Source organism: Alloacidobacterium dinghuense, assembly GCF_014274465.1.
In the GTDB taxonomy this organism is placed as follows: Bacteria; Acidobacteriota; Terriglobia; order Terriglobales; family Acidobacteriaceae; genus Alloacidobacterium; species Alloacidobacterium dinghuense.
The window spans coordinates 1933242-1952325 of the sequence record NZ_CP060394.1; the positions used below are offsets into that span (position 1 = coordinate 1933242).

A 19084-nucleotide genomic window follows, 5' to 3' on the forward strand; every position below is an offset into this window, starting at 1 on the left:
CGCGCGAAACTTGCAAGTCGTGCAGGCATTCGGCTATTTGAGGCTGTGCGTCGCCTTCAGGTTGCTCAGCTATTCATACCGCAGAGCTTCGGCAGGAAGGACCTGGGCTGCGGAACTCGACGGATAGAGTGTAGCGAGAAGCGACACACATAAGGACACAACGGCGACGATCACTCCATGGAGTAGGCGTGGCGCAAAGGGTAGATAGTCGATTGAGTACACATCGGCTGAGAGATGAATGAAGCGATAGTGGCCCCCAGCCCACGCCAGCACATACCCTAGAACAAGACCCAATACTGTGCCGAAAACACTGATGAGAAATCCCTGCATCAGGAAGATGCGCCGAATCTGACCAGGCTGCACTCCCATAGACATGAGGACAGCTATGTCCTTCGTCTTCTCCATGACCATCATGGTGAGCGCGATCAGAATATTGAGCGCGGCGACGCAAACAATCAATCCGATGACGATGACGGTGACGACTTGCTCTTCTTTGAGCGCGCGAAAGAGTTCGCGGTTCTGCTCCATCCAGTTCGTCGTTTCAAATCCCGGGCCAGCGGCTAGCTCGATCTCTTTGCCGATGCGATCAGCGTGATAGAGGTCATCGACTTTGAAAGAGATCACCGAAATCACATCCGGTTCGCCGAAAAGCCGCTGTGCATCAGCCAGGCGAATGAACCCGAAGCTCGAATCGTACTGGTAAAAACCCGAGCGAAAGATGCCGACAATCTGAAAGGGCTGATACTTTGGCACAATGCCGTACGGCGTCAATTCACCCTGAGGGCTGGTGACAAGCACCGTATCGCCAACCTTGGCATCCAGCGTATTCGCGAGATCGTATCCGATAACCAGAGGCGGCGTGGCTCGGTTTACATCGTCTTCTGCGGATGCCGTTGCTGTTTGCGAGAGGGGAGTTGCGCTGCCCTGTTTGACATTCGCGATCAGATCGCTGACCGTGCGTTCCTCTGCGGGAATGATGCCCTTCAATTCCACGCCTCCGGACAGGGCGCCGCGAGATACCAGCACCTGCTCATACAAGCCAGGCGAGGCTGCGGTCACATGCGGCAACTGACGCAGGCGATCCGTAAGTTCACGCCAGTTGCGGATGCCATCACTTTGTACGCGCATCAGGTCTACATGCGCGGTCGAACTAAGCAGCCGCTCGCGCAGGTCGCGACTCATGCCATTGGTAATCGCAAGCGCAATGATGAGCGAGGCGACACCCACCGCAACGCCTGCCACGGAGATCGCTGTAATCACGCCAACCACGGCCTGTCGCCGCTTTGCTCTCAGATACCGCGCAGCGACGAAAAGTTCGAATCTCACTGTACAACTGCCTTCGCCGCTGCCGCATTATCGTTGCGGTCATAAACGCGCACGGTGATCAGATGCTCCGACGAATTCGTGGCCGGAACTGCACCCGGCTGCTGCGGCTTCAGCGGTGCTTCGAAGTCATAGTGTTCTGTCAACGAGTCAGATAGCTTGCCTACTGGTTCGACATACTGCCACGGCCCAGCATCTACGGAATACTCGGCGTGTCCGATCGGAGTAGCGCTGTCCGTTGCCGTCAGGGTCACCCGGATCTTACCGTTTTCCATGTGCGCATCGAGGGCGGAGAGTACGGGAGCCGTGGTGTCGATCAGGAATCGCTCACTCACTCGTTCCGTCGTGAGAGCTTCGCCCGGATTATGTGAAGGCGCATCGCTGGCCACGATCTTCAGCCGGTACGCTCCATCGGGAAGAGCGGTGGCATCGAATGTGTAGTAGCGGTCCGTCACCTTGTCCTTCAAGAGCTGCCAGTTTGTCTCGCTCTCGCCCCGATAGTAGAGGCTGTAAATCATCTCATCGCCGTTGTCGTCATGAGCGGCCCACCTCGTCGTGACGGCTGATTTGTCTTTTACACCAGGCAGCGGTTCGCGACCAGGCTCGGGGTTAAACATCACGCCGGGACTGGATGACCCGCTGAAGTTGATATTCACAGTCTGTTGAGGCTGGCCGGGAGGTTGCTGAGCATTGGCGCGTACGCCCGGCATAACCACGATCTCGTCGATAGCAGGGGCAATATTTACAGGGAGATAGTTAATGCCCACCTCGCCAACTGCGGCTCCGGGGCGCAACACTACCTTCCACTGCACAAATCGCGACATATCGAGCCCGAGTGGGCCGTTGTTGGGCGTGACCTTCTTCCAGTCGCTCCACGCTCGGTCTGGGTTTTCGATGTTTCCTGCACGCGCGTAAAGATCATAATTCTGAGAACCGGAATCAACCTCCGCGCGACCCCACCGGGAGAAGACTCCGGCATCGAAAACATCGCTCAGATAAGTACCTTCCGCTGCCTGTGTGTGGCTCAGCAGGTAGATTTTCCCCGTGTTCGCCGTGCCCACATAAAGTCCTTGTGGCGAATCAGCAAAACCCACCGCCTGGGATGCTTCAAGATGCGCGACGTCTGCATACTGACCATTCTCAGAGATGCGATAAATGCGTCCCCGATTACCCGTCGCCGCGAGCAAACCCTGCGGTGTCCAAGTCAGCGCATAGACGATGTCATCGTGATCAGACCAGATTTTGTGCGGCGCGCCCTGTGGCGGAATCTCATAGACCTCCGACCCGTCGGGAATCACGGTGTTTCCATTGAACGCCTGTATGGAACCTGGCTGCACGATGGTGATCGTCGCTGATACCGAGGGAATACCCTGTACGGGTAAAGGCGGCAGCGTCGTCTGCCCCTTACCGCCGACAGCCGAGGCGTAGATGGCGCCATTATCAGCAATCGCCAGCGAGGTGATTTCGCGCTTGGGAGCATCGAACAGGACGTACCCTTTACCGCTGCTGTCGATGCGATAGACAAGTCCGCTGCCGTCGGAGCCGGCAATCAGATTTCCTGCTTTGTCAAAAACAATGGCGCGGATGTGCTGCTCATCGCTCTTAAAAAAGAGACTGGGCTTGGCGCCGCTCTTCGCCGCATCGAGGCGATAGATGGCCGCAGGCCCGCCCGTCGCAATGTACAAGCGTCCGTCTCGATCAAACGCGAGATCCCATATGTATTTGGGCTTTTCTTCCGTCTGCGCGGGATCAAAGGCGACCTCTGCCTTGTTCTCGTCGAGGTCTTCGGCTCCAGCTGGAATCCGGTAAACCTTGCCCGAGGGCAGGGTAGCGGCATACACCGAGCCATCCTTCGCGACGCGAACGGCCTGCACGGTGAGATCTTTGCTCGAGAAAAGTTTCGTGGTCTTGCCGTCAGGTGCAACACGAAGCACGGTCGCAGGAGAACCTGTGGCGGCGTAGGCGTTCCCGGCACTGTCGGCCGCAATCGACCAGACGTAGGTGGAAGGCGTCACGGCGATCTGCTTACTGTCCGGACCTGGTTCCAGCAATCCATCGCTGCGCACGGCCACACCCTTCGGCGTGCCTTTTTCAAATTCATCAAAGCGCTGCTGCGTCCATAGGCGCGTGCCCTGGGCGGCGGCGAGCGGTGCGATAAGACAAAAGATAATTGCGTTGACGAGAAGGCAAGCCAGACGGCAGATCATGCTGATGATGAGTCTACTAAATCGACTCGCCTAGAGGCAGCGGCAGTGCGAGGGCGAGCCCCGCCTGAGAAAGGACTGGTTTCCGGCAATAAAGTGGAATCGTTTCCACTTTTAATTTTTTAGGAATATAATCCGACCGTCTCTACCCGTTGTTTTCAGATAGGCATTTGCCACGGTTACGCGGGAATCATGAGCGAGGAGATTGCAGGTGAAGACTGGATTGGGTCGCGCGGTGGCCTGGAGCACGATTTGTGCCGCTGCCTTGTTTTTTTCATCTCCTGTGCGGGCGCAAGAAGCTGAAATAACCGCACAGCTTAAGTCGTTGCCCGACGGGGCGCAGACAGTTTTGAAGCGCCTTCGGGATCTGGATCACTTGCCAGCGGGCGAGTGGCGATTCCATTCCGGCGACGTGGCGCATGGTGAGAGCGTCGATCTTGACGATTCGAGCTGGCAGGCTGTAAAGCCCGGCTTTGAATCTTCCGGCGAAGCATCCTGGTATCGCCGCATGGTAGAGGTTCCGAAAACGCTCAATGGATACGATCTGACGGACACGCGCATCTGGTTCAGGTTCGAAGCAGGCGCGAACGGTCCTGTTCCTCAGATCATCTACTTCAACGGACGCCGCGTGGCCATGGGTGATGATCTTGAGCCAATCGTGCTCCTCGATCATGCGAAACCCGGCGAAAAAGTCCTGATCGCAGTGAAGATGCTGCATACTGTCGATCAAAAGCACTTCCACAATGCAGAATTCAAGATCGACTTCTCCGAAAACCGGCCCAATCCGGACGATCTCTTCAAAGAATTTGTTTCCGCCGCATTGCTCGTCCCGAGTCTTTCCAAAAACCCTCAAGGCGATGAATCAACCCTCGAAAAGTCGATCGAGACTGTTGATCTGAAAGCTCTCGACGCCGCCGATCAGACCAAGTTCGATGCTTCGCTCAAGGAATCCGCGACTCAGCTTGAGGTGCTGAAGTCTATGCTGAAAGAGGGCACGTTCCACCTGACGGGGAATTCTCACATCGATGCCGCATGGCTTTGGCCTTGGACGGAAACGGTCGACGTGGTGAAGCGCACCTTCTCAACCGCTCTGCAGTTGATGAACGAGTATCCGGATTACACCTACACGCAATCCGCCGCGCAGTACAACGAGTGGATGGCCACGAAGTATCCGGAGATCAACGACGAAATCAAGAAGCGCATCAAGGAAGGCCGCTGGGAAGTCGTTGGCGGCATGTGGGTCGAGCCTGACCTGAACCTGCCTGATGGTGAATCGCAGGCGCGCTCGTTGTTGCTCGGCAAGCGCTTCTACCAGAAGGAATATGGCGTCGATGTTCGCATCGGCTGGAACCCAGATTCCTTTGGTTACAACTGGCAGACTCCGCAGATATACAAGAAGTCTGGAGTCGATTATTTCGTTACCCAGAAGATGACGTGGAACGATACCAACCAGCTTCCATTCAAGCTCTTCTGGTGGGAATCGCCGGATGGCAGCAAGGTTCTGACCTACTTCCCGCATGATTATGCAAATAACAATCTGAACCCGATTCGTCTCTCCGACGATCTGGCAATGGCCCGCAAGCGCTCTCCCGGCATGACCGAGATGATGGACCTTTACGGCATCGGGGATCACGGTGGCGGTCCGACCCGTGCCGTTCTCGATGAGGGAGCACACTGGGCAGAGCCGAACAAGATCGTTCCCAATTACAAATTCGGAACCGCGCAGAGTTTCTTCAGCACGGTTGAGAAGCAAGTATCTCCTGAGTCGCCTACCTGGGACTACTTCTCGGTGATGAAGGGTTACACACCCCCTCCGACTCCGCCCGAAGGACAGATCGCGATTCCGACATGGAAGAGCGAGCTTTATTTCGAATACCACCGCGGAGTACAAACCACGCAGGCGCAGCATAAGTGGAACATGCGCCACAGTGAAGAATGGGCTCTTAACGCCGAGAAATACGCTTCGCTGGCATGGCTCGATGGCAAGTCATATCCCAATGATCAGCTCACGGATGCGTGGAAGACAATTACTTTCAATGACTTCCATGATCTGGCCGCCGGTTCGGGCATCGGCGTTATCTACAAGGAAGCACAGGAGCAATTCGACAAGGTGCGTCTCGAGACCGATGAGATCTCGCAGAAGTCTTTGCGGACGGTTGCGGCGCAAATCAACACCAAGGCCGCGGGCGAAGTCCCGGTGCTCGTCTTCAACCCGCTGGCCTGGGAGCGCTCTGGACCGGTAGAGGTGAGCGTGCAGATGCCGAACGCGGCTCCGAACGGCGTTTCGGTGCTTGATCCGGCCGGACACGTTCTACCTGCGGTCCAGCTTTCCAGTGATAAGGCAACCAACTCCTACAAATTGCTGGTGGAAGCGAAGAACGTTCCGTCCATGGGTTACCAGGTGCTGCACGTCATTCCCGGCGACAAGCCGTTCACCAGCGATTTGAAGGTGAATGGTCTCACGCTGGAGAATGCGGCAGTCCGCATTACCGTAGACAAGACGACGGGCTGCATTACCAGCCTCTTCGACAAGAAGGCGAACTTCGAAACCCTGGCCAGCGGCGCCTGCGGCAACGAGTTGCAGGCCTTTAAGGACACGCCGAAGGACTACGACGCGTGGAATATCGATCCCGGCACGCTGGACATTCCTCCCACCAAACTGTCCGAGGCCGATTCGGTTGAACTGGTGCAAAAGGGACCGGCACGAGCGTCCATCCGGGTGACTCGCAACTGGTCGAAGTCAAAGTTCGTGCAGGAGATTCAGCTTGCTGCCGGATCAGACGAGGTCAACGTCGTCAACGACATCGACTGGCATGAAGACCACATCTTGTTGAAGGCGGCTTTCCCGCTTGCCGTAACCAGCGACAAGGCTACGTACGAAATTCCGTACGGCAGCATTGAACGCCCCACCACCCGCAACAACAGCTGGGACAAGGCACAGTTTGAGGTTCCGGCACTGCGCTGGGCGGATCTCAACGACGGCCAACATGGCTTCAGCCTGATCAATAGTTCGAAGTACGGCTATGATGACGCTGGCAACGTCCTGCGGCTGACTCTGCTGCGCTCTCCAACATGGCCGGATCCGGTCGCGGATCGCGGTCACCAGCACTTCACCTTCGCTCTGTATCCACACGCGGGGGACTGGAAGCAGGCTTTAACGGTCCGTCACGGTTACGAATACAACTACAGATTGAAGGCAGTGCAGGTCGAAGCTCACACCGGAACCTTGCCGCTGGAGCACTCGTTCCTGACGGTGAAACCTGAAAACGTGGTCCTTACCGCCTTGAAGAAGGCAGAGGACAGCAATGCCCTGATTCTGCACATGTATGAGTGGGCAGGGAAGCAGGCAAACGTGGAAATAGCCCTCCCTGAGCACGCCACAGCAGCGACTGAAACCAATCTGATGGAGCAGCCCCAGGGTTCGCCTTTAACTGTGGAAGGCGGTCATGTCAGCGTCCCAATCCACCCGTATGAAATCCTCGCGGTTCGCGTGGATTATCCACACGGCAATTAACGTCTAACACTGGAACTCGAGCCGGGGGCGAAGAGCCTCCGGCTTTTATTTGCTCGGCTGGTTACCGATGGGTAACACGGGAGCAACACTTTTCATTGACCACGCCTTTAGACGTCCGCTATCTTAAACATGTGATCGTGTAACCTTCCGTGTGTGCAATTATTGCCAACCCAGCCTGCCCCCAAACAGCAGATTCCAAGTTCTGCGACGCGTCAAATCATTCTCGTTTATGCCAGAAATCTTTGGGCGTAGAGGTGGCAGGATTTATTGCAAACGTGTGATCAGCAGTTCGTCCCAAGTTGGTGTTGGCAAAGATTTAACAGAGAAAGACCGTCCTTCTAGCACATGTTAAAATCGTCCGCACAAATCAAGGGCCAAAGTGTATATACGTTCTCGTTTGCAGGCGGTGAAAGCTCAGCGACGTTTGTCGCTCTCGCTGCCAACAGACGGGACCGATAGAAAGAGTAGCGATCGCAGTTTTTGAGTAGCAAGGAGTTTAAGCTGGGAATGCAAGGACAAGCAATAACGCCGCGGCCGTCCGAATTACCTTTAGCGTTAGCGCCTGCGGCTGGCAACACATTAGAACATTCCGTTCTGACGCCCGGCGATGTGCGCAAGATCATCATCAAGCGGAAATGGGTGATTCTTGTCTGTCTTCTCTTTGGGCTCCTTGTAGCCGGCTACTTTGCCTTCCTGTCGACTCCGCTCTATGAGGCTGTGGCCGAAGTTGACATCGATCTTGGGCGATCCACGAACATTGGTATCAGCGATCTGGTCGAGCAGAATCTTGCGGGTGAAGATGCGTCCTCCGAGCGACTGCAAACAGAAGTGGCGATCATGCGCAGCAACACGGTTGCGCTCGACGTCATCAATACGCTTGACCTCTACCACAGGAAGCCCTTCTCAGAGGTCTTTAGAGATTCTCCGTATAACGGGCACTTAACACCGGGCCAGCGTACTGCTCTGCTGAAGACCTTTTCCGGCAACCTGAAAATCATGCTCGTCCCGGGAACGAACCTGGTCGAGATCCGATACAGAAATCCCGACCCAAAACTGGCAACGTCGGTTACTAATGCCATCCTGGATGCCTACATGGAGCGCGACCTGCGCGCCCGGTATGAAGGCACCAACCGTGTCTCAAGCTGGCTTTCGCAGCAGTTGAGCGCTCTGAAGAAACAGGTAGAAGATTCGCAGCAGCAAGTAGCGCAGTATCAGCGAGCCAACAATCTCATCGGCTTGAATGCGGATGGCCAGACACTGGTCACCAGCAATCTGCAAACGGTGAACCAGCAACTCGCTGAGGCTCAAGCCGACCGCATCGTGAAAGAAGCGCGCTATCGGCTGGCGCAGACCAGAAATCCTGAACTCCTCGTTTCTGTCGCACCGGGAACGACCCTGACCGCCTTGCGCCAACAGCAAAGCGAATTGTTGGTGCAGTATGCGCAGTTGAAATCAAAATACGGCTCTGACTGGCCGAAGGTGAAGGAAGCTGAGAAGCAACTGGCAGCGGTTCAGGTGAATATCGATACAGAGATCAATAATCTTACGAACCGCTTTGAAGAGGAATACAACACCTCGGTAAAGACGGAGAATCTGCTCCATCAGCGACTGGAAGAGATTAAGCAGGAAGCGTACCACAACAACGAGTCGGCAGCCGAATTCGAAATACTGAAGCACGGAGCCGATTCAGCCTCCGATCTGTATGACGCCCTCCAAACCAAGCTTAAGGAAGCCGGCATTACCGCTGGCTTGAATTCAAACAACATCGACGTGGTTGACCGGGCTGCTGAACCTGCCCGGCCGATCTCTCCGGCAAAGAAGCGGGATCTCTTATTCGGCCTTCTCGGTGGATTGTTGCTGGGAACGATTGCTGCGCTTTTTCTGGAATCGCTGGACGATACCATCCGCACTTCGGACGATGCTGAGGCCATTTCCGGTCTGCCTTCTCTGGCCGTCATTCCACATTTTGACGTATTGAAGAAGCTGAGCGGATCAGCAGAGCTCTCAGCGTTGCAAAAGGAACGCAACTCCAAAGTCTCCGCAGACTTGATCTCATACACAGAGCCGCAATCCGTCATAGCGGAGGGCTTCAGAACTCTGCGCTCTTCACTCATGCTGTCGGCAGTCGACCGTGAACCCAGGCTGATTTTGCTCACGAGCAGCTTTGCCGCCGAAGGCAAATCTACCTGTGCTGCGAATCTTGCCATCTCCTTCGCGCGGCGGTCCGCTCGTGTTCTGCTGGTTGACTCCGATCTACGGAAGGGCACGCAACACCTTAAGTTCAAGACTTCGAACAGGGTGGGATTGTCCACGCTGCTCTCCCGCGAATCGGGTAATGAAGTTTACGAACAGCCTCTACCTGACCTCCCCAACCTGACGGTTGTTACACGCGGCCCCATCGCTCCGAACCCGGGCGAAATGCTTGCATCGCGGAGCATGGAAGACCTTCTTCTGCAATGGCGGCTCGAGTACGATCACGTCATTCTCGACACATCGCCCGTGCTCGCAGTATCGGATACGCTGAGCCTCGCTCCTCACATGGACGCGGTTTTCATTCTTGTGCGCTCTGGAGTGACGCGCAAGAAGGCCCTCTCTCGCGTGCGAGATCTGTTGCGGCGTTCCAATGCCAGGCTCCTGGGAACGGTGGTCAATGACGTCGATCTGCGGCTGGAAAATTACTACACCTATTCAAGACGCTATGACTACGACTACAGCAAAGGCTACGGAGCAGGGTACGGAGTGACGGATGAAGAAAAGTAAGACGCGGGATTCGTCCTTTCGCCCGGGAATCGCCTTCATCGCCTTTCTGCTTCTTACACCGCAGCTTGGATTCTCACAGCAGCCAACACCTGGAGCTACGCCTGACCAACGCAATTCTGCGCCGAACATCGCGATTGGCGCAGGCGATCTATTAAGCATCGTTGTATTTGATACGCCGGAATTAACGACGTCCGCGCGCGTCAGCCAGGATGGCGAAGTAAACTTGCCGGTTCTGGGAATGATGCGGCTGGCCGGCATGAACACGATCGACGCAGCGCGCAGGATCGAAGATGAGTTGCGCTCACGCCACCTGATCCTTGACCCACACGTCACCGTCTTCATCTCCGAATACGCCTCTCAGGGGGCAACGGTGATGGGGGAAGTCAGAACTCCCGGCGTCTATCCCACGCTCGGTACGCGCAAGATGCTCGATATGATTTCTGTTGCCGGTGGCTTGCAGACAACCGCTGGGAAGACTGTCACCATCGTGCATCGCGATGATCCGCAGCATCCCGTTAACATCGCATTGCAATCCGGGCCCGCAAACATGTCTGCCCAGGAGAATCCCGTCATCCTTCCGGGCGACACCATGATTGTGGCCAAAGCCGGGGTTGTTTATGTGATTGGCGACGTATTGAAGCCAGGCGGATTTCTGATTGACAACAACACTCCCGTCTCGGTAATGCAATCCCTCTCGCTCGCCGGTGGATGGGATAAGACTGCGGCGTTAAGCAAAACAAAACTGATTCGCAAAACCTCTGAGGGCAGGGAAGAAGTCGATCTCGACCTTAAGCACGTGGCCTATGGCTCGCAAGCGGATATCAGCGTAAAGGATGGCGACATTCTTTTCGTTCCATCCAGCATCAGCAAGACGCTGACCTATCGCGGAATAGAAGCCGCCATTAGTATTACAAGCGGCGTGCTTATCTACACGCATTGATCGAATCCGCGCTCCTGTTACACAGGAACGGCGGAGCGCGAACAGGTACCTCACGGATGAATACAACACTTAATCCCGGGATCGAGCTTTCATGGTCTGGAGCTAACCGCGTGGTCAGGCGGTTGGGTGGTGGCGTAGAACCTGTCAGGCGATTGTATTTCCTCGACTTTCCTCTGCTGCTCCTGAGTGTTGGCCTGCTCACGTGGATGGTTCCCACTGACACGATGCTTTTTCTGTCTGCTTTGACCGGCGCTGCAGTGGGGCTTTATACCCTTTGGGAGATCGCAATCAGGCGGAAGCCCATCCAATTTTCCCACGTCTTCTGTATTTCAAACACTGTGGGCTACGGCTTGGGCGTCGTGAACAGCTGGTTGAGCATATCGCGAGGCAATCTTGGCCTGGCACAATTCTTCAACCGCGATCCGGAAGCAGTTTCTCACGCAATGGCGGCTGTTCTGATTGCTTCCAGCCTCCTGTATTCGTTGGGAGAGATCTTCGAGACGCCGATCTTTGGAAAGAACTTCCAGCTTGCTCTCGACAATCGCGCGGGCTCATTTGTCTTTATCGGTACTGGTCTTGTCATCGCAGGTTACGTGATGGGTGACCTCGGCTACATGGGCTCGAACGCGTCCGCGAATGGCGGGCACGTCAGCCTCATAAGTGGAACCCTCGGCTGGCTGTTTCCGATCCTGTTTGCCTTTACGGCTCTCTGCTCGGTGGAGTGGAGCAAAGGCATGGTGAAACGATTCTTCTTCGCCATGCTCGCCCTTCAATTTGTCCTGATCATTCCCACGGGGCGCAGAAATATTCTCTACTTCGTACTGCTGGGAATCATTGCTTCAAGGTTTGGTTCCTTCAAGCCAAAGTGGTCCCTCTCGAAACGAGTCGTCATTGCGGCTGTGCTCGCGTCGGTGATCGGTCTGGGCGCAACGGCGTTCTACTACCTTCGATTTGCATCCTGGAGCCGACATCAAGTCTCCCTTATCGACCGCATCTCACTTGCCATAGCGCTGTATGAGAGCGGCAATACCGCCAAGGTGAATCAGAGCTTCAAAGAGAATCTGCAGAAGCGCACATTTGTCCTGGGATACGTCTCCGATCTTCTTGATGCCAGCTTTCGTATCGAATCCGCAAAGGGCCAGAATGCACTGCATGAGTTCCAATTGGTCATCCCTTCGGCGTTATGGGAGGACAAGGGCGCTTTTCTTTATAGCGAAGAGAGCATCGCAAACACGACATATCACTTTGCTTACAGAGATGAAGCTAACTCGGTGTATTCCGCCGGGGCGATAGATTTCGGCTTATGGGGCATGATCGTATATCCGATCATCATCAGCGGACTCTTTCGCGTCGTTGCCGAGTTCGTAAGATTGAGTTTTCCAGAGGTGGTAGCAACCTTGGTTATCCTGCTTCTGGTTTACAACGCACTCACCACTGAAGCCGGCCTATGGGTGCGATTCCTCGCAATTCGAGATGCGCTGTTTTCCTCTGTGCTCCTGTGGATGATCTTTAAAATCCCCGCATTTTCTTTCGCGTCTCAACCGGAGAAAGGCGTCTTGTCTCGATGAAGTTCCACGGCAGGAAGCTCTCCACTGCGCTATGCGTCGCGCTCCTGGCAATAGCATGTACCCGGCTTGCCAGTGCTCAGCTCAGTACTTCAGTCGGCGATTCTCTGACGCTTCCACTCGACTACAACCTCGACGGGCTCAACTCCGCTGTAGCTCCAACAACTTCATCTGCGATCGAACCAGGTGCAACAAACCTGATGACGCCCGATGAACATCAGCTGCCTTTCGACGCAATCGGCGCAAGCATCGTGGCTACGCCTTTAAATCCTTCCGTTACTCAACTGTTCACTGTCAGTCGCGTTCCATTTCAACTGGACAGCTCCATCAAGGACTCCACGCTGCTCACGGGACAACATCCGAGGATGCCCATCGAAATCGTGGAATCCGTTACGCGAAAGACGAACGGTATGGGCTTTTCTTCAGACTCCTTAAAGACTGCGGCTTCATCCTTCGGTCGCTCGTTGCCCACCCTCACCTTATCTCTATCGCCATTGAGTGGAACACAACCCGGAGCCACTGGTGTTCCTTCACCAATCATCTATCCGCAATCATCATGGAGAGCTGGCGCAGGTGGTGTCTCATCTGTCTTGGCAAGCAATCCGGCCCAAATCGTTGGACACACAAGGCAGCCGTCGAGCCTATCTGAGAATTCGGATGTTAGTGGCGCGACCATACATCGCGATACAACGCAGGAAAATGCATCGGTCAACACTTCCAGTCTGCTGTCGACAGCGCCTTCGGTCGATACGAGGATCAATACAAGCAGGAGTCCACTGGAGACTGTCACGAGCCTAAACCCGGACTCATCCAGCAAACTCGCAGATCCCTTCGGCAGCTTCGGAGAAAAGAGCTTTCTGAACCCAGACATCACTCTCTCTACGCTGCATCGCAATTCGACGAAGGGAACTCGAACATCAGGCAACGCTCGGTCAGCGTTCGCATCGTCCACCCAAACGCGGTCACAGTTTTCAACTCTCGGCCAATCAGAATTTGCTCGTTCGCGCAGTGGAATCAACGGAACCAATCTGAGCACTCGCGAATCAGCAATAACAGGCGCTGAATCCCGACGGATGCAGTCATTCTCGGAACAACAGGCGAAGCGGCCCAAATGGCACAATCCAATTCTGCAGCAAATGGAAGACGCCAAGTCTACCGGCAATCGGTAGGAGCCAGGGCATAATCTCTGAGTTTCCAGCCTATTGCTTCGGGGACAGGTCCGAAAGAATTCAGATTGGAGTGACAATGCTTCGATGGAAACTTAGTTCTGCCAATCTCTTGATTTTTTTCAGTTGTGCAGTGCCGTTCGCGGCAATTGCCGGACAGACAAACAGTGCTCCTCAAAATCAGGGTTCCGCGGCACAGGCTCGAACCGTTGTTCTCGATAACCATTCGCAGCTTTCGCTGGGCGATGCATACAACAACACATGTTCGAATGGCGGAATGCTCGTGATCACACCCAGCTTCAAGTCAAATGAGCCCATTCCGGCGCAGTGCGAAAATCAACCGGCTGTACTTGATTTGAGACGACCCGACTCGCTGACGGGACGGCTCAACGTGCGCAATGAAGGCGCCGTAGGAGACGGCGCGGCAGACGATACGGCGGCTCTACAGAAAGCCATCCAGTATGCGCTTGACCATCCGGTTGGATCAGGCGCAAAGGGATCTCCGGTTGTATACCTTCCTGCTGGAACCTACAAGGTAAGTAAGACTCTCCGAATCCCCGCACAACTGCATCTCATCGGAGACGGTCCGGAGACCACCTCGCTTCAGATCACGAATCCCACTGCAAATCTAATCACTGTCTACGCGGGGAAATGCGGGGATTGGACCTGTAACGGAAGCGTGGAAGGAGTCTCGCTGCTTGGCAACGGGCATTCTACGACAGGCACTCTTCTCGAAATTGGAGCGGCTGACGGCTTCCATCTTCGTGACGTGAAGATGTACAACCATGGCGGCCGTGGCTTGCAGGTGAATTATGGCTCTGAGCGGCTTGCGTCGAACAATTTTTATATCTACGCAGTACGCTGGCCAATCATTCTTGCAGGCGACATTAACGAAAGCTACTTCTGGAATACGCAGGTCATCAGCCCAGGATCGACCGACGAGGGTACAGGTGGGGGAGACAAATACTGCTACAGTATTAACTGCGTGAGCGGAAGGTTTCCGGGACCGAACTCGGGTCCTGGTGGCTCTCCTACGCCCATCTCGCCAGACACGCATGCCGCCATCTTCGTCGATAAGGCTGTGAACTTCTCCTTCGTGGGCGGCTCAATTAAGCCACTCAAATATGCAGCCGGAATACAGGTCTTCAATGGAAGTGTGAGCACCGTTAAGAATTTTTATTTCGAAGGTTTTCCATGGGACCAGGCTGGCAGGTTGAGCGCCGCTGTCATCGCTGGAGGCGCCGCAGTACACACGACTCTCTCCGCAACTTTGGCGGGGAACGCAGCCGAGGTTGCTGTCGCGAATACCGATTGGATGCCGCACTTCTCGACAGATCCGAGCGATATTAATCTGAAGACCCACAACTACTATCCGTATATCCTGCTTCCACAGGACTATGCCTCGGGCAGCACAGAGCCTTCGCGATATGTGCCGAGCGTCAAAAGAGGGCAATTTGAAGTTGTGAATGTGGCCGGCTTTGGCGGAGATGGAAAGCTCTACATCGCTGCTCGTGGTACCAGTGGAACAGCACCTGCGAGTACTTCATGGCCTTCGGGATCGATCGTTGAAGAACTGCCGTATGGATTCTACGGCGCATTGAGTTTGCAGGATTCGCATGTCGCCGCGATCCAGCCGCCGAAACAAGGCTATCGCGATACGTGCGACCAGACCAACGAGCACACCTGCGCGGATATCATCGTTGGCTACATCCCCGATGGCCTCTACGTGGATCCCACCGGAGGCAAGAATGCTACTCCCGGCAATCGTCCTTATGCAGGAGCAATCAGTCTATCGTCGGTAACCATTGCCAGCGGAGATTTCCCACACAAAGGCGAAATAGCCACACATCGATTTGCGCGCGTAGCACTCGATGGAACCACCAGCATTCCCCTCTCTCCGCAATCCGGAGAGGTGGTCGATAAGCAGAATCTTCGCCTCGACATTGGCCCCGCTACCAATGGCAAGTATGTGACAGCTCCGCTTTATGCAACAGGACGCACGGCCGAGCCGGAAGTAACCTTCAGCGCGATTGGCGGCATTTACGCTCCAGCCTTTGGCCTCTTTGCAAGATACGAATCGCAGTACGGTCAGGGAGGATATGCCAACGGTGGCTGGATGAACGGGTTGAAATTCGCAAATCAGTATTGCTGGTTCGATACTCCGTCTGAAGGGCAGAAGCAATCGATCAACCGCATATGCATGAACGGTGGTCCTTCGAACAACGAGCATCCTGGCTACGAATACGATGTCTGGTCCGGATCGAAATGGGTGAATGCTTTTCAGGTGAATGGAAAATCGGATGCCACCGCTGATGTTTCCGTATCGGGAAATCTAACTGTCGCTAAAACTCTCTATGTGAAATCGATTGAGGTTGCAGGCGGTAACTCCGCTGTCATGCATGCTGCCACATCGAACCATGCTTCGAGTGCAGCCGGCATCTCTGGCACGACCGCCGCAATTGGCGGCGCTCCGCTTCAGTCCGGCCAATGCACCAGCGGAGTTGCGCGACTGTCCGGAGTTGCAAATTCCATGGTTGCGTCGGCCTCGCCAGTAAGCGATCCGGGAGATGGATTCATCTGGCAGGCCTTTGTTTCTGCAGCAAACATCGTTACAGTAAAAGTCTGTGCGATCGATAAAGGAACACCCAAACCCGTAGCGTACAACGTAAGGGTGCAATAGAGATTCAAGGCATAAGCGTAAGGAATGACTAGATCCGGACTGAACGACATCCAAGACCATACGCAATCGACCGCTGAAACGGGAGGGACAGACTCGCCACTGCGCATTCTGCATGTTATCTATTCGCTGTCTCTCAAGCACGGCGGTCCGCCAGAAGGATTGCGTCAGCTTGCCGAAGCCTATCGGCAGGAGGGAATTCATCTGGAAGTAGCTTCGCTGGATGGTCCGGACGAAGACTTCCTGAGAGAGTTGTGGTTTAAAGTGCATGCCCTTGGGCCCGTAAAATCTGTTTACGGTTACTCTTCTCGAATGCTTCCCTGGTTGCGTTCCCACATCCACGAGTATGACGCTGTTGTGATCAACGGTATTTGGCAGTACAACAGTTTCGCTGCCGGGCGCGCCGCCAGAGGCAGAGTTCCGTATGCCGTGTTCATTCACGGAGCGCTTGATCCATGGTTTAAGAAGACATATCCGCTCAAACACATAAAGAAGCTCTTGTATTGGCGTACTTTTCAGTACCCCGTGCTACGGGATGCTTTGGCGGTGCTCTTCACAACACAAACGGAAAAAGAGCAGGCTCAGCTGAGTTTCCGTCGAAACCGATGGAATGGAGTGGTGGTTCCATACGGAACATTGCGGCCCGATGGTGATCCGGCCGCGCAGAAAGAAGTATTCTTTTCATCCTGTCCGGCTGTGAGGGGACGCCGCTTTCTTCTGTTTATGGCGCGCATCCACGAGAAAAAGGGTTGCGACCTGCTGATCGAAGCATTTTCCCGCATCTCATCCTGTACACCAGATCTGTATCTCGTGATGGCTGGACCCGATCAGGTTGGATGGAAAGCAACGCTTGAAAAACAGGCAGGACAATTGGGAATAGCCGATCGAATCTACTGGCCTGGGATGCTGGAAAAGGATGCGAAATGGGGCGCATTCCATGCCGCTGAAGCGTTCATTCTTCCTTCGCATCAGGAAAACTTCGGAATCGCTGTCGCCGAGGCTCTGGCATGCGGCAAGCCGGTACTGATCTCGAATCAGGTGAATATCTGGCAGGAGGTCATAGCAAATGGAGCCGGCATTGTCGCGGACGATACCATAGACGGCACGCATAGCCTCCTTACCAAATGGCTGGAATTGTCGGAAAATGAACGTATTGAGATGTCGCAGAAAGCATTCGCATGTTTCTCGAATAACTACTCCATGAGAGGCGCCGCCAAGGCCATCCGCGAAATGTTTGAAGAAGAACTGAAAGCAACTGGGAAACGAAGCGCAGGCAAGCATGCGCTGCAAGCAACTGCCAATTGATTGGTGTGCTTGAAAAAAATCAACCTATCTAAAAGGCTGACGGGAAAATTCTTATGACTGAAAAAATCACCATCGCTGTTGTCGGCTCAGGCTACGTAGGGCTGGTAGCATCGGTCTGTTTTGCTGAGATCGGTCATCAGGTGATCTGTGTAGACAATGATGAAGCGAAAATATCCTCGCTTCGCGATGGCGAGGTCCCGATCTATGAGGAATACCTGCCGGAGCTCCTCGCCCGTCATCGCAACAAGTCAATTGAATTTACGACCGATCTTCACGCCGCAACACGGCGATCACAAGCAATCTTTGTAGCAGTGGGAACACCGCAAAGCCAGACGGGGAGTGCCGACTTATCCTATGTCGATGCGGTAGCCAGCGAGATCGCTCGATCGATCACTGAATACAAAGTAATCGTCGAAAAGAGCACCGTTCCCGTGTATACCAACGAGTGGATCAGCCGAGTCATTGAGCGTAACGGTGTTCCACGCGACCTTTTTGACGTTACCTCGAACCCGGAATTTCTTCGCGAGGGCACAGCTGTTGTTGATTTTCTTCACGCAGACCGAATCGTCATTGGCGTTGAAAATGAACGTGCCGCGACCTTGCTGCGCGCTATCTACGAGCCCCTCACGTCAGGGCGCTATTATCAGACCGTCGATGCGGTTCCCGGAGTCCGTTCCTCTGTCGATCCACCGCCAATCCTTCAGACTTCGACAAAGGCGGCAGAACTCATCAAGCATGCTTCCAATGCGTTCCTCGCAATGAAGATTTCTTTCATCAATGTAGTTTCCAACGTGTGTGAAGCAGCCGGAGCCGATGTGGAAGAGGTATCGAGGGGCGTTGGAGCTGACGCAAGAATCGGGCCGAAGTTCCTCAAGGCGGGAATTGGTTATGGAGGTTCCTGTTTCCCAAAGGACGTGGCAGCATTCCGCTATGTTGCGGAACAGTTAGGTGTTGATTTCGGTCTGCTGCGCGAAGTAGAAAAAATCAACGCGGAACAGAAGAGGCGATTTTTCCAGAAAGTTCGCTCGGCGCTTTGGACATTCCGCGGAAAAAAACTTGCCGTACTTGGTCTCGCCTTCAAAGGTGGGACCGATGACATTCGCGAATCGCCGGCAATAGATCTGATTGGCCAATTCCTGATGGAAGGATGCATCGTCTCTGCCTACGACCCGGCCGCAATCGAAAGGACGAAGCAGGTGTTACCTCCTTCCGGAACTCTAAGCTATGCGAAGGATGCGTACGAGGCTGCCGGTGAAGCGGATGCACTTTTAATTCTGACCGACTGGCAGGAATTCGTCGAACTCGATCTCGACCGCCTGCGTTATACCCTGCGATATCCGATTGTGATCGATGGCCGCAATCTCTTTGACCGGGTGATCATGGCGCAACACGGATTTACCTACTTGAGCGTTGGTCGAGCGGGTGGTGTACAGGTGAGAGATTCAGCGCTCACGAGTCGCCTTCCCTGATCGGCAATCCCGACATTCCAGGAAGTACGTTTGTAACTACCTTAAATGGTCCCAACCACGCAGGAAGGTTGTTTCCCCTTGACGAAGATTTCACGGGATATCCATACTATAGAGAGATAGGGACATTGTCCGAGTGTACTTCGTTCTCTCCTTTCAACTGT

Annotated in this window: 10 protein-coding genes; 8 read left to right on the plus strand and 2 right to left on the minus strand. The window is 54.5% G+C overall.

What is annotated here, in order from left to right; all coding sequences use genetic code 11:
- Positions 1–69 precede the first annotated feature (69 nt).
- The gene (locus tag H7849_RS07795; protein ID WP_186745474.1) at positions 70–1326 is read right to left on the minus strand and encodes an ABC transporter permease; all 1257 of its coding nucleotides are present in this window, start codon (positions 1324–1326) and stop codon (positions 70–72) included.
- Entirely contained in the window at positions 1323–3530 is a 2208-nt protein-coding gene (locus H7849_RS07800; protein WP_251106683.1) for a hypothetical protein, read from the minus strand. Before H7849_RS07800 ends, H7849_RS07795 begins: the two co-directional genes overlap by 4 nt.
- Before the next feature lie 208 nt (positions 3531–3738).
- On the opposite strand from H7849_RS07800, the gene H7849_RS07805 reads away from it, so the two are divergent.
- The 8 genes from H7849_RS07805 to H7849_RS07840 all read left to right on the plus strand — a co-directional run bounded on the left by H7849_RS07805 (position 3739) and on the right by H7849_RS07840 (position 18923).
- Positions 3739–7041: an alpha-mannosidase gene (locus H7849_RS07805; protein WP_251106684.1), complete on the plus strand. Its 3303-nt coding sequence runs from the start codon at positions 3739–3741 to the stop codon at positions 7039–7041.
- Between the two features lie 507 nt (positions 7042–7548).
- The gene (locus H7849_RS07810; RefSeq protein WP_186745475.1) at positions 7549–9801 is read left to right on the plus strand and encodes a GumC family protein; all 2253 of its coding nucleotides are present in this window, start codon (positions 7549–7551) and stop codon (positions 9799–9801) included.
- The gene (locus tag H7849_RS07815; RefSeq protein WP_186745476.1) at positions 9788–10741 is read left to right on the plus strand and encodes a polysaccharide biosynthesis/export family protein; all 954 of its coding nucleotides are present in this window, start codon (positions 9788–9790) and stop codon (positions 10739–10741) included. The genes H7849_RS07810 and H7849_RS07815 overlap by 14 nt, the downstream gene beginning before the upstream one ends.
- Before the next feature lie 56 nt (positions 10742–10797).
- Positions 10798–12309 carry a hypothetical protein gene (locus H7849_RS07820; protein ID WP_186745477.1) on the plus strand — a complete coding sequence of 504 codons (1512 nt, stop codon included), beginning with the start codon at positions 10798–10800 and terminating at the stop codon, positions 12307–12309.
- Positions 12306–13475, plus strand: a complete 1170-nt coding sequence (locus H7849_RS07825) for a hypothetical protein (protein WP_186745479.1) — start codon at positions 12306–12308, stop codon at positions 13473–13475. Before H7849_RS07820 ends, H7849_RS07825 begins: the two co-directional genes overlap by 4 nt.
- A 76-nt stretch (positions 13476–13551) precedes the next feature.
- Positions 13552–16152, plus strand: a complete 2601-nt coding sequence (locus tag H7849_RS07830; protein ID WP_186745481.1) for a glycosyl hydrolase family 28-related protein — start codon at positions 13552–13554, stop codon at positions 16150–16152.
- Positions 16153–16176: 24 nt separating this feature from the next.
- A complete protein-coding gene (locus tag H7849_RS07835; protein ID WP_251106685.1) occupies positions 16177–17454 on the plus strand; it encodes a glycosyltransferase in 1278 nt (425 codons plus the stop codon).
- 53 nt (positions 17455–17507) lie between these two features.
- Positions 17508–18923 (plus strand): UDP-glucose dehydrogenase family protein, encoded by a 1416-nt coding sequence (locus tag H7849_RS07840; RefSeq protein ID WP_186745483.1) that lies wholly within the window; start codon positions 17508–17510, stop codon positions 18921–18923.
- Positions 18924–19084 lie beyond the last annotated feature (161 nt).

Excerpts from the sequence above, each read along its gene's own strand:
- H7849_RS07800 (WP_251106683.1), bottom strand. The coding sequence starts at position 3,530 with ATGATCTGCCGTCTGGCTTGCCTTCTCGTCAACGCAATTATCTTTTGT.
- H7849_RS07810 (WP_186745475.1), top strand. The coding sequence starts at position 7,549 with ATGCAAGGACAAGCAATAACGCCGCGGCCGTCCGAATTACCTTTAGCG.
- H7849_RS07815 (WP_186745476.1), top strand. The coding sequence starts at position 9,788 with ATGAAGAAAAGTAAGACGCGGGATTCGTCCTTTCGCCCGGGAATCGCC.
- H7849_RS07820 (WP_186745477.1), top strand. The coding sequence starts at position 10,798 with ATGAATACAACACTTAATCCCGGGATCGAGCTTTCATGGTCTGGAGCT.
- H7849_RS07825 (WP_186745479.1), top strand. The coding sequence starts at position 12,306 with ATGAAGTTCCACGGCAGGAAGCTCTCCACTGCGCTATGCGTCGCGCTC.
- H7849_RS07830 (WP_186745481.1), top strand. The coding sequence starts at position 13,552 with ATGCTTCGATGGAAACTTAGTTCTGCCAATCTCTTGATTTTTTTCAGT.
- H7849_RS07835 (WP_251106685.1), top strand. The coding sequence starts at position 16,177 with ATGACTAGATCCGGACTGAACGACATCCAAGACCATACGCAATCGACC.
- H7849_RS07840 (WP_186745483.1), top strand. The coding sequence starts at position 17,508 with ATGACTGAAAAAATCACCATCGCTGTTGTCGGCTCAGGCTACGTAGGG.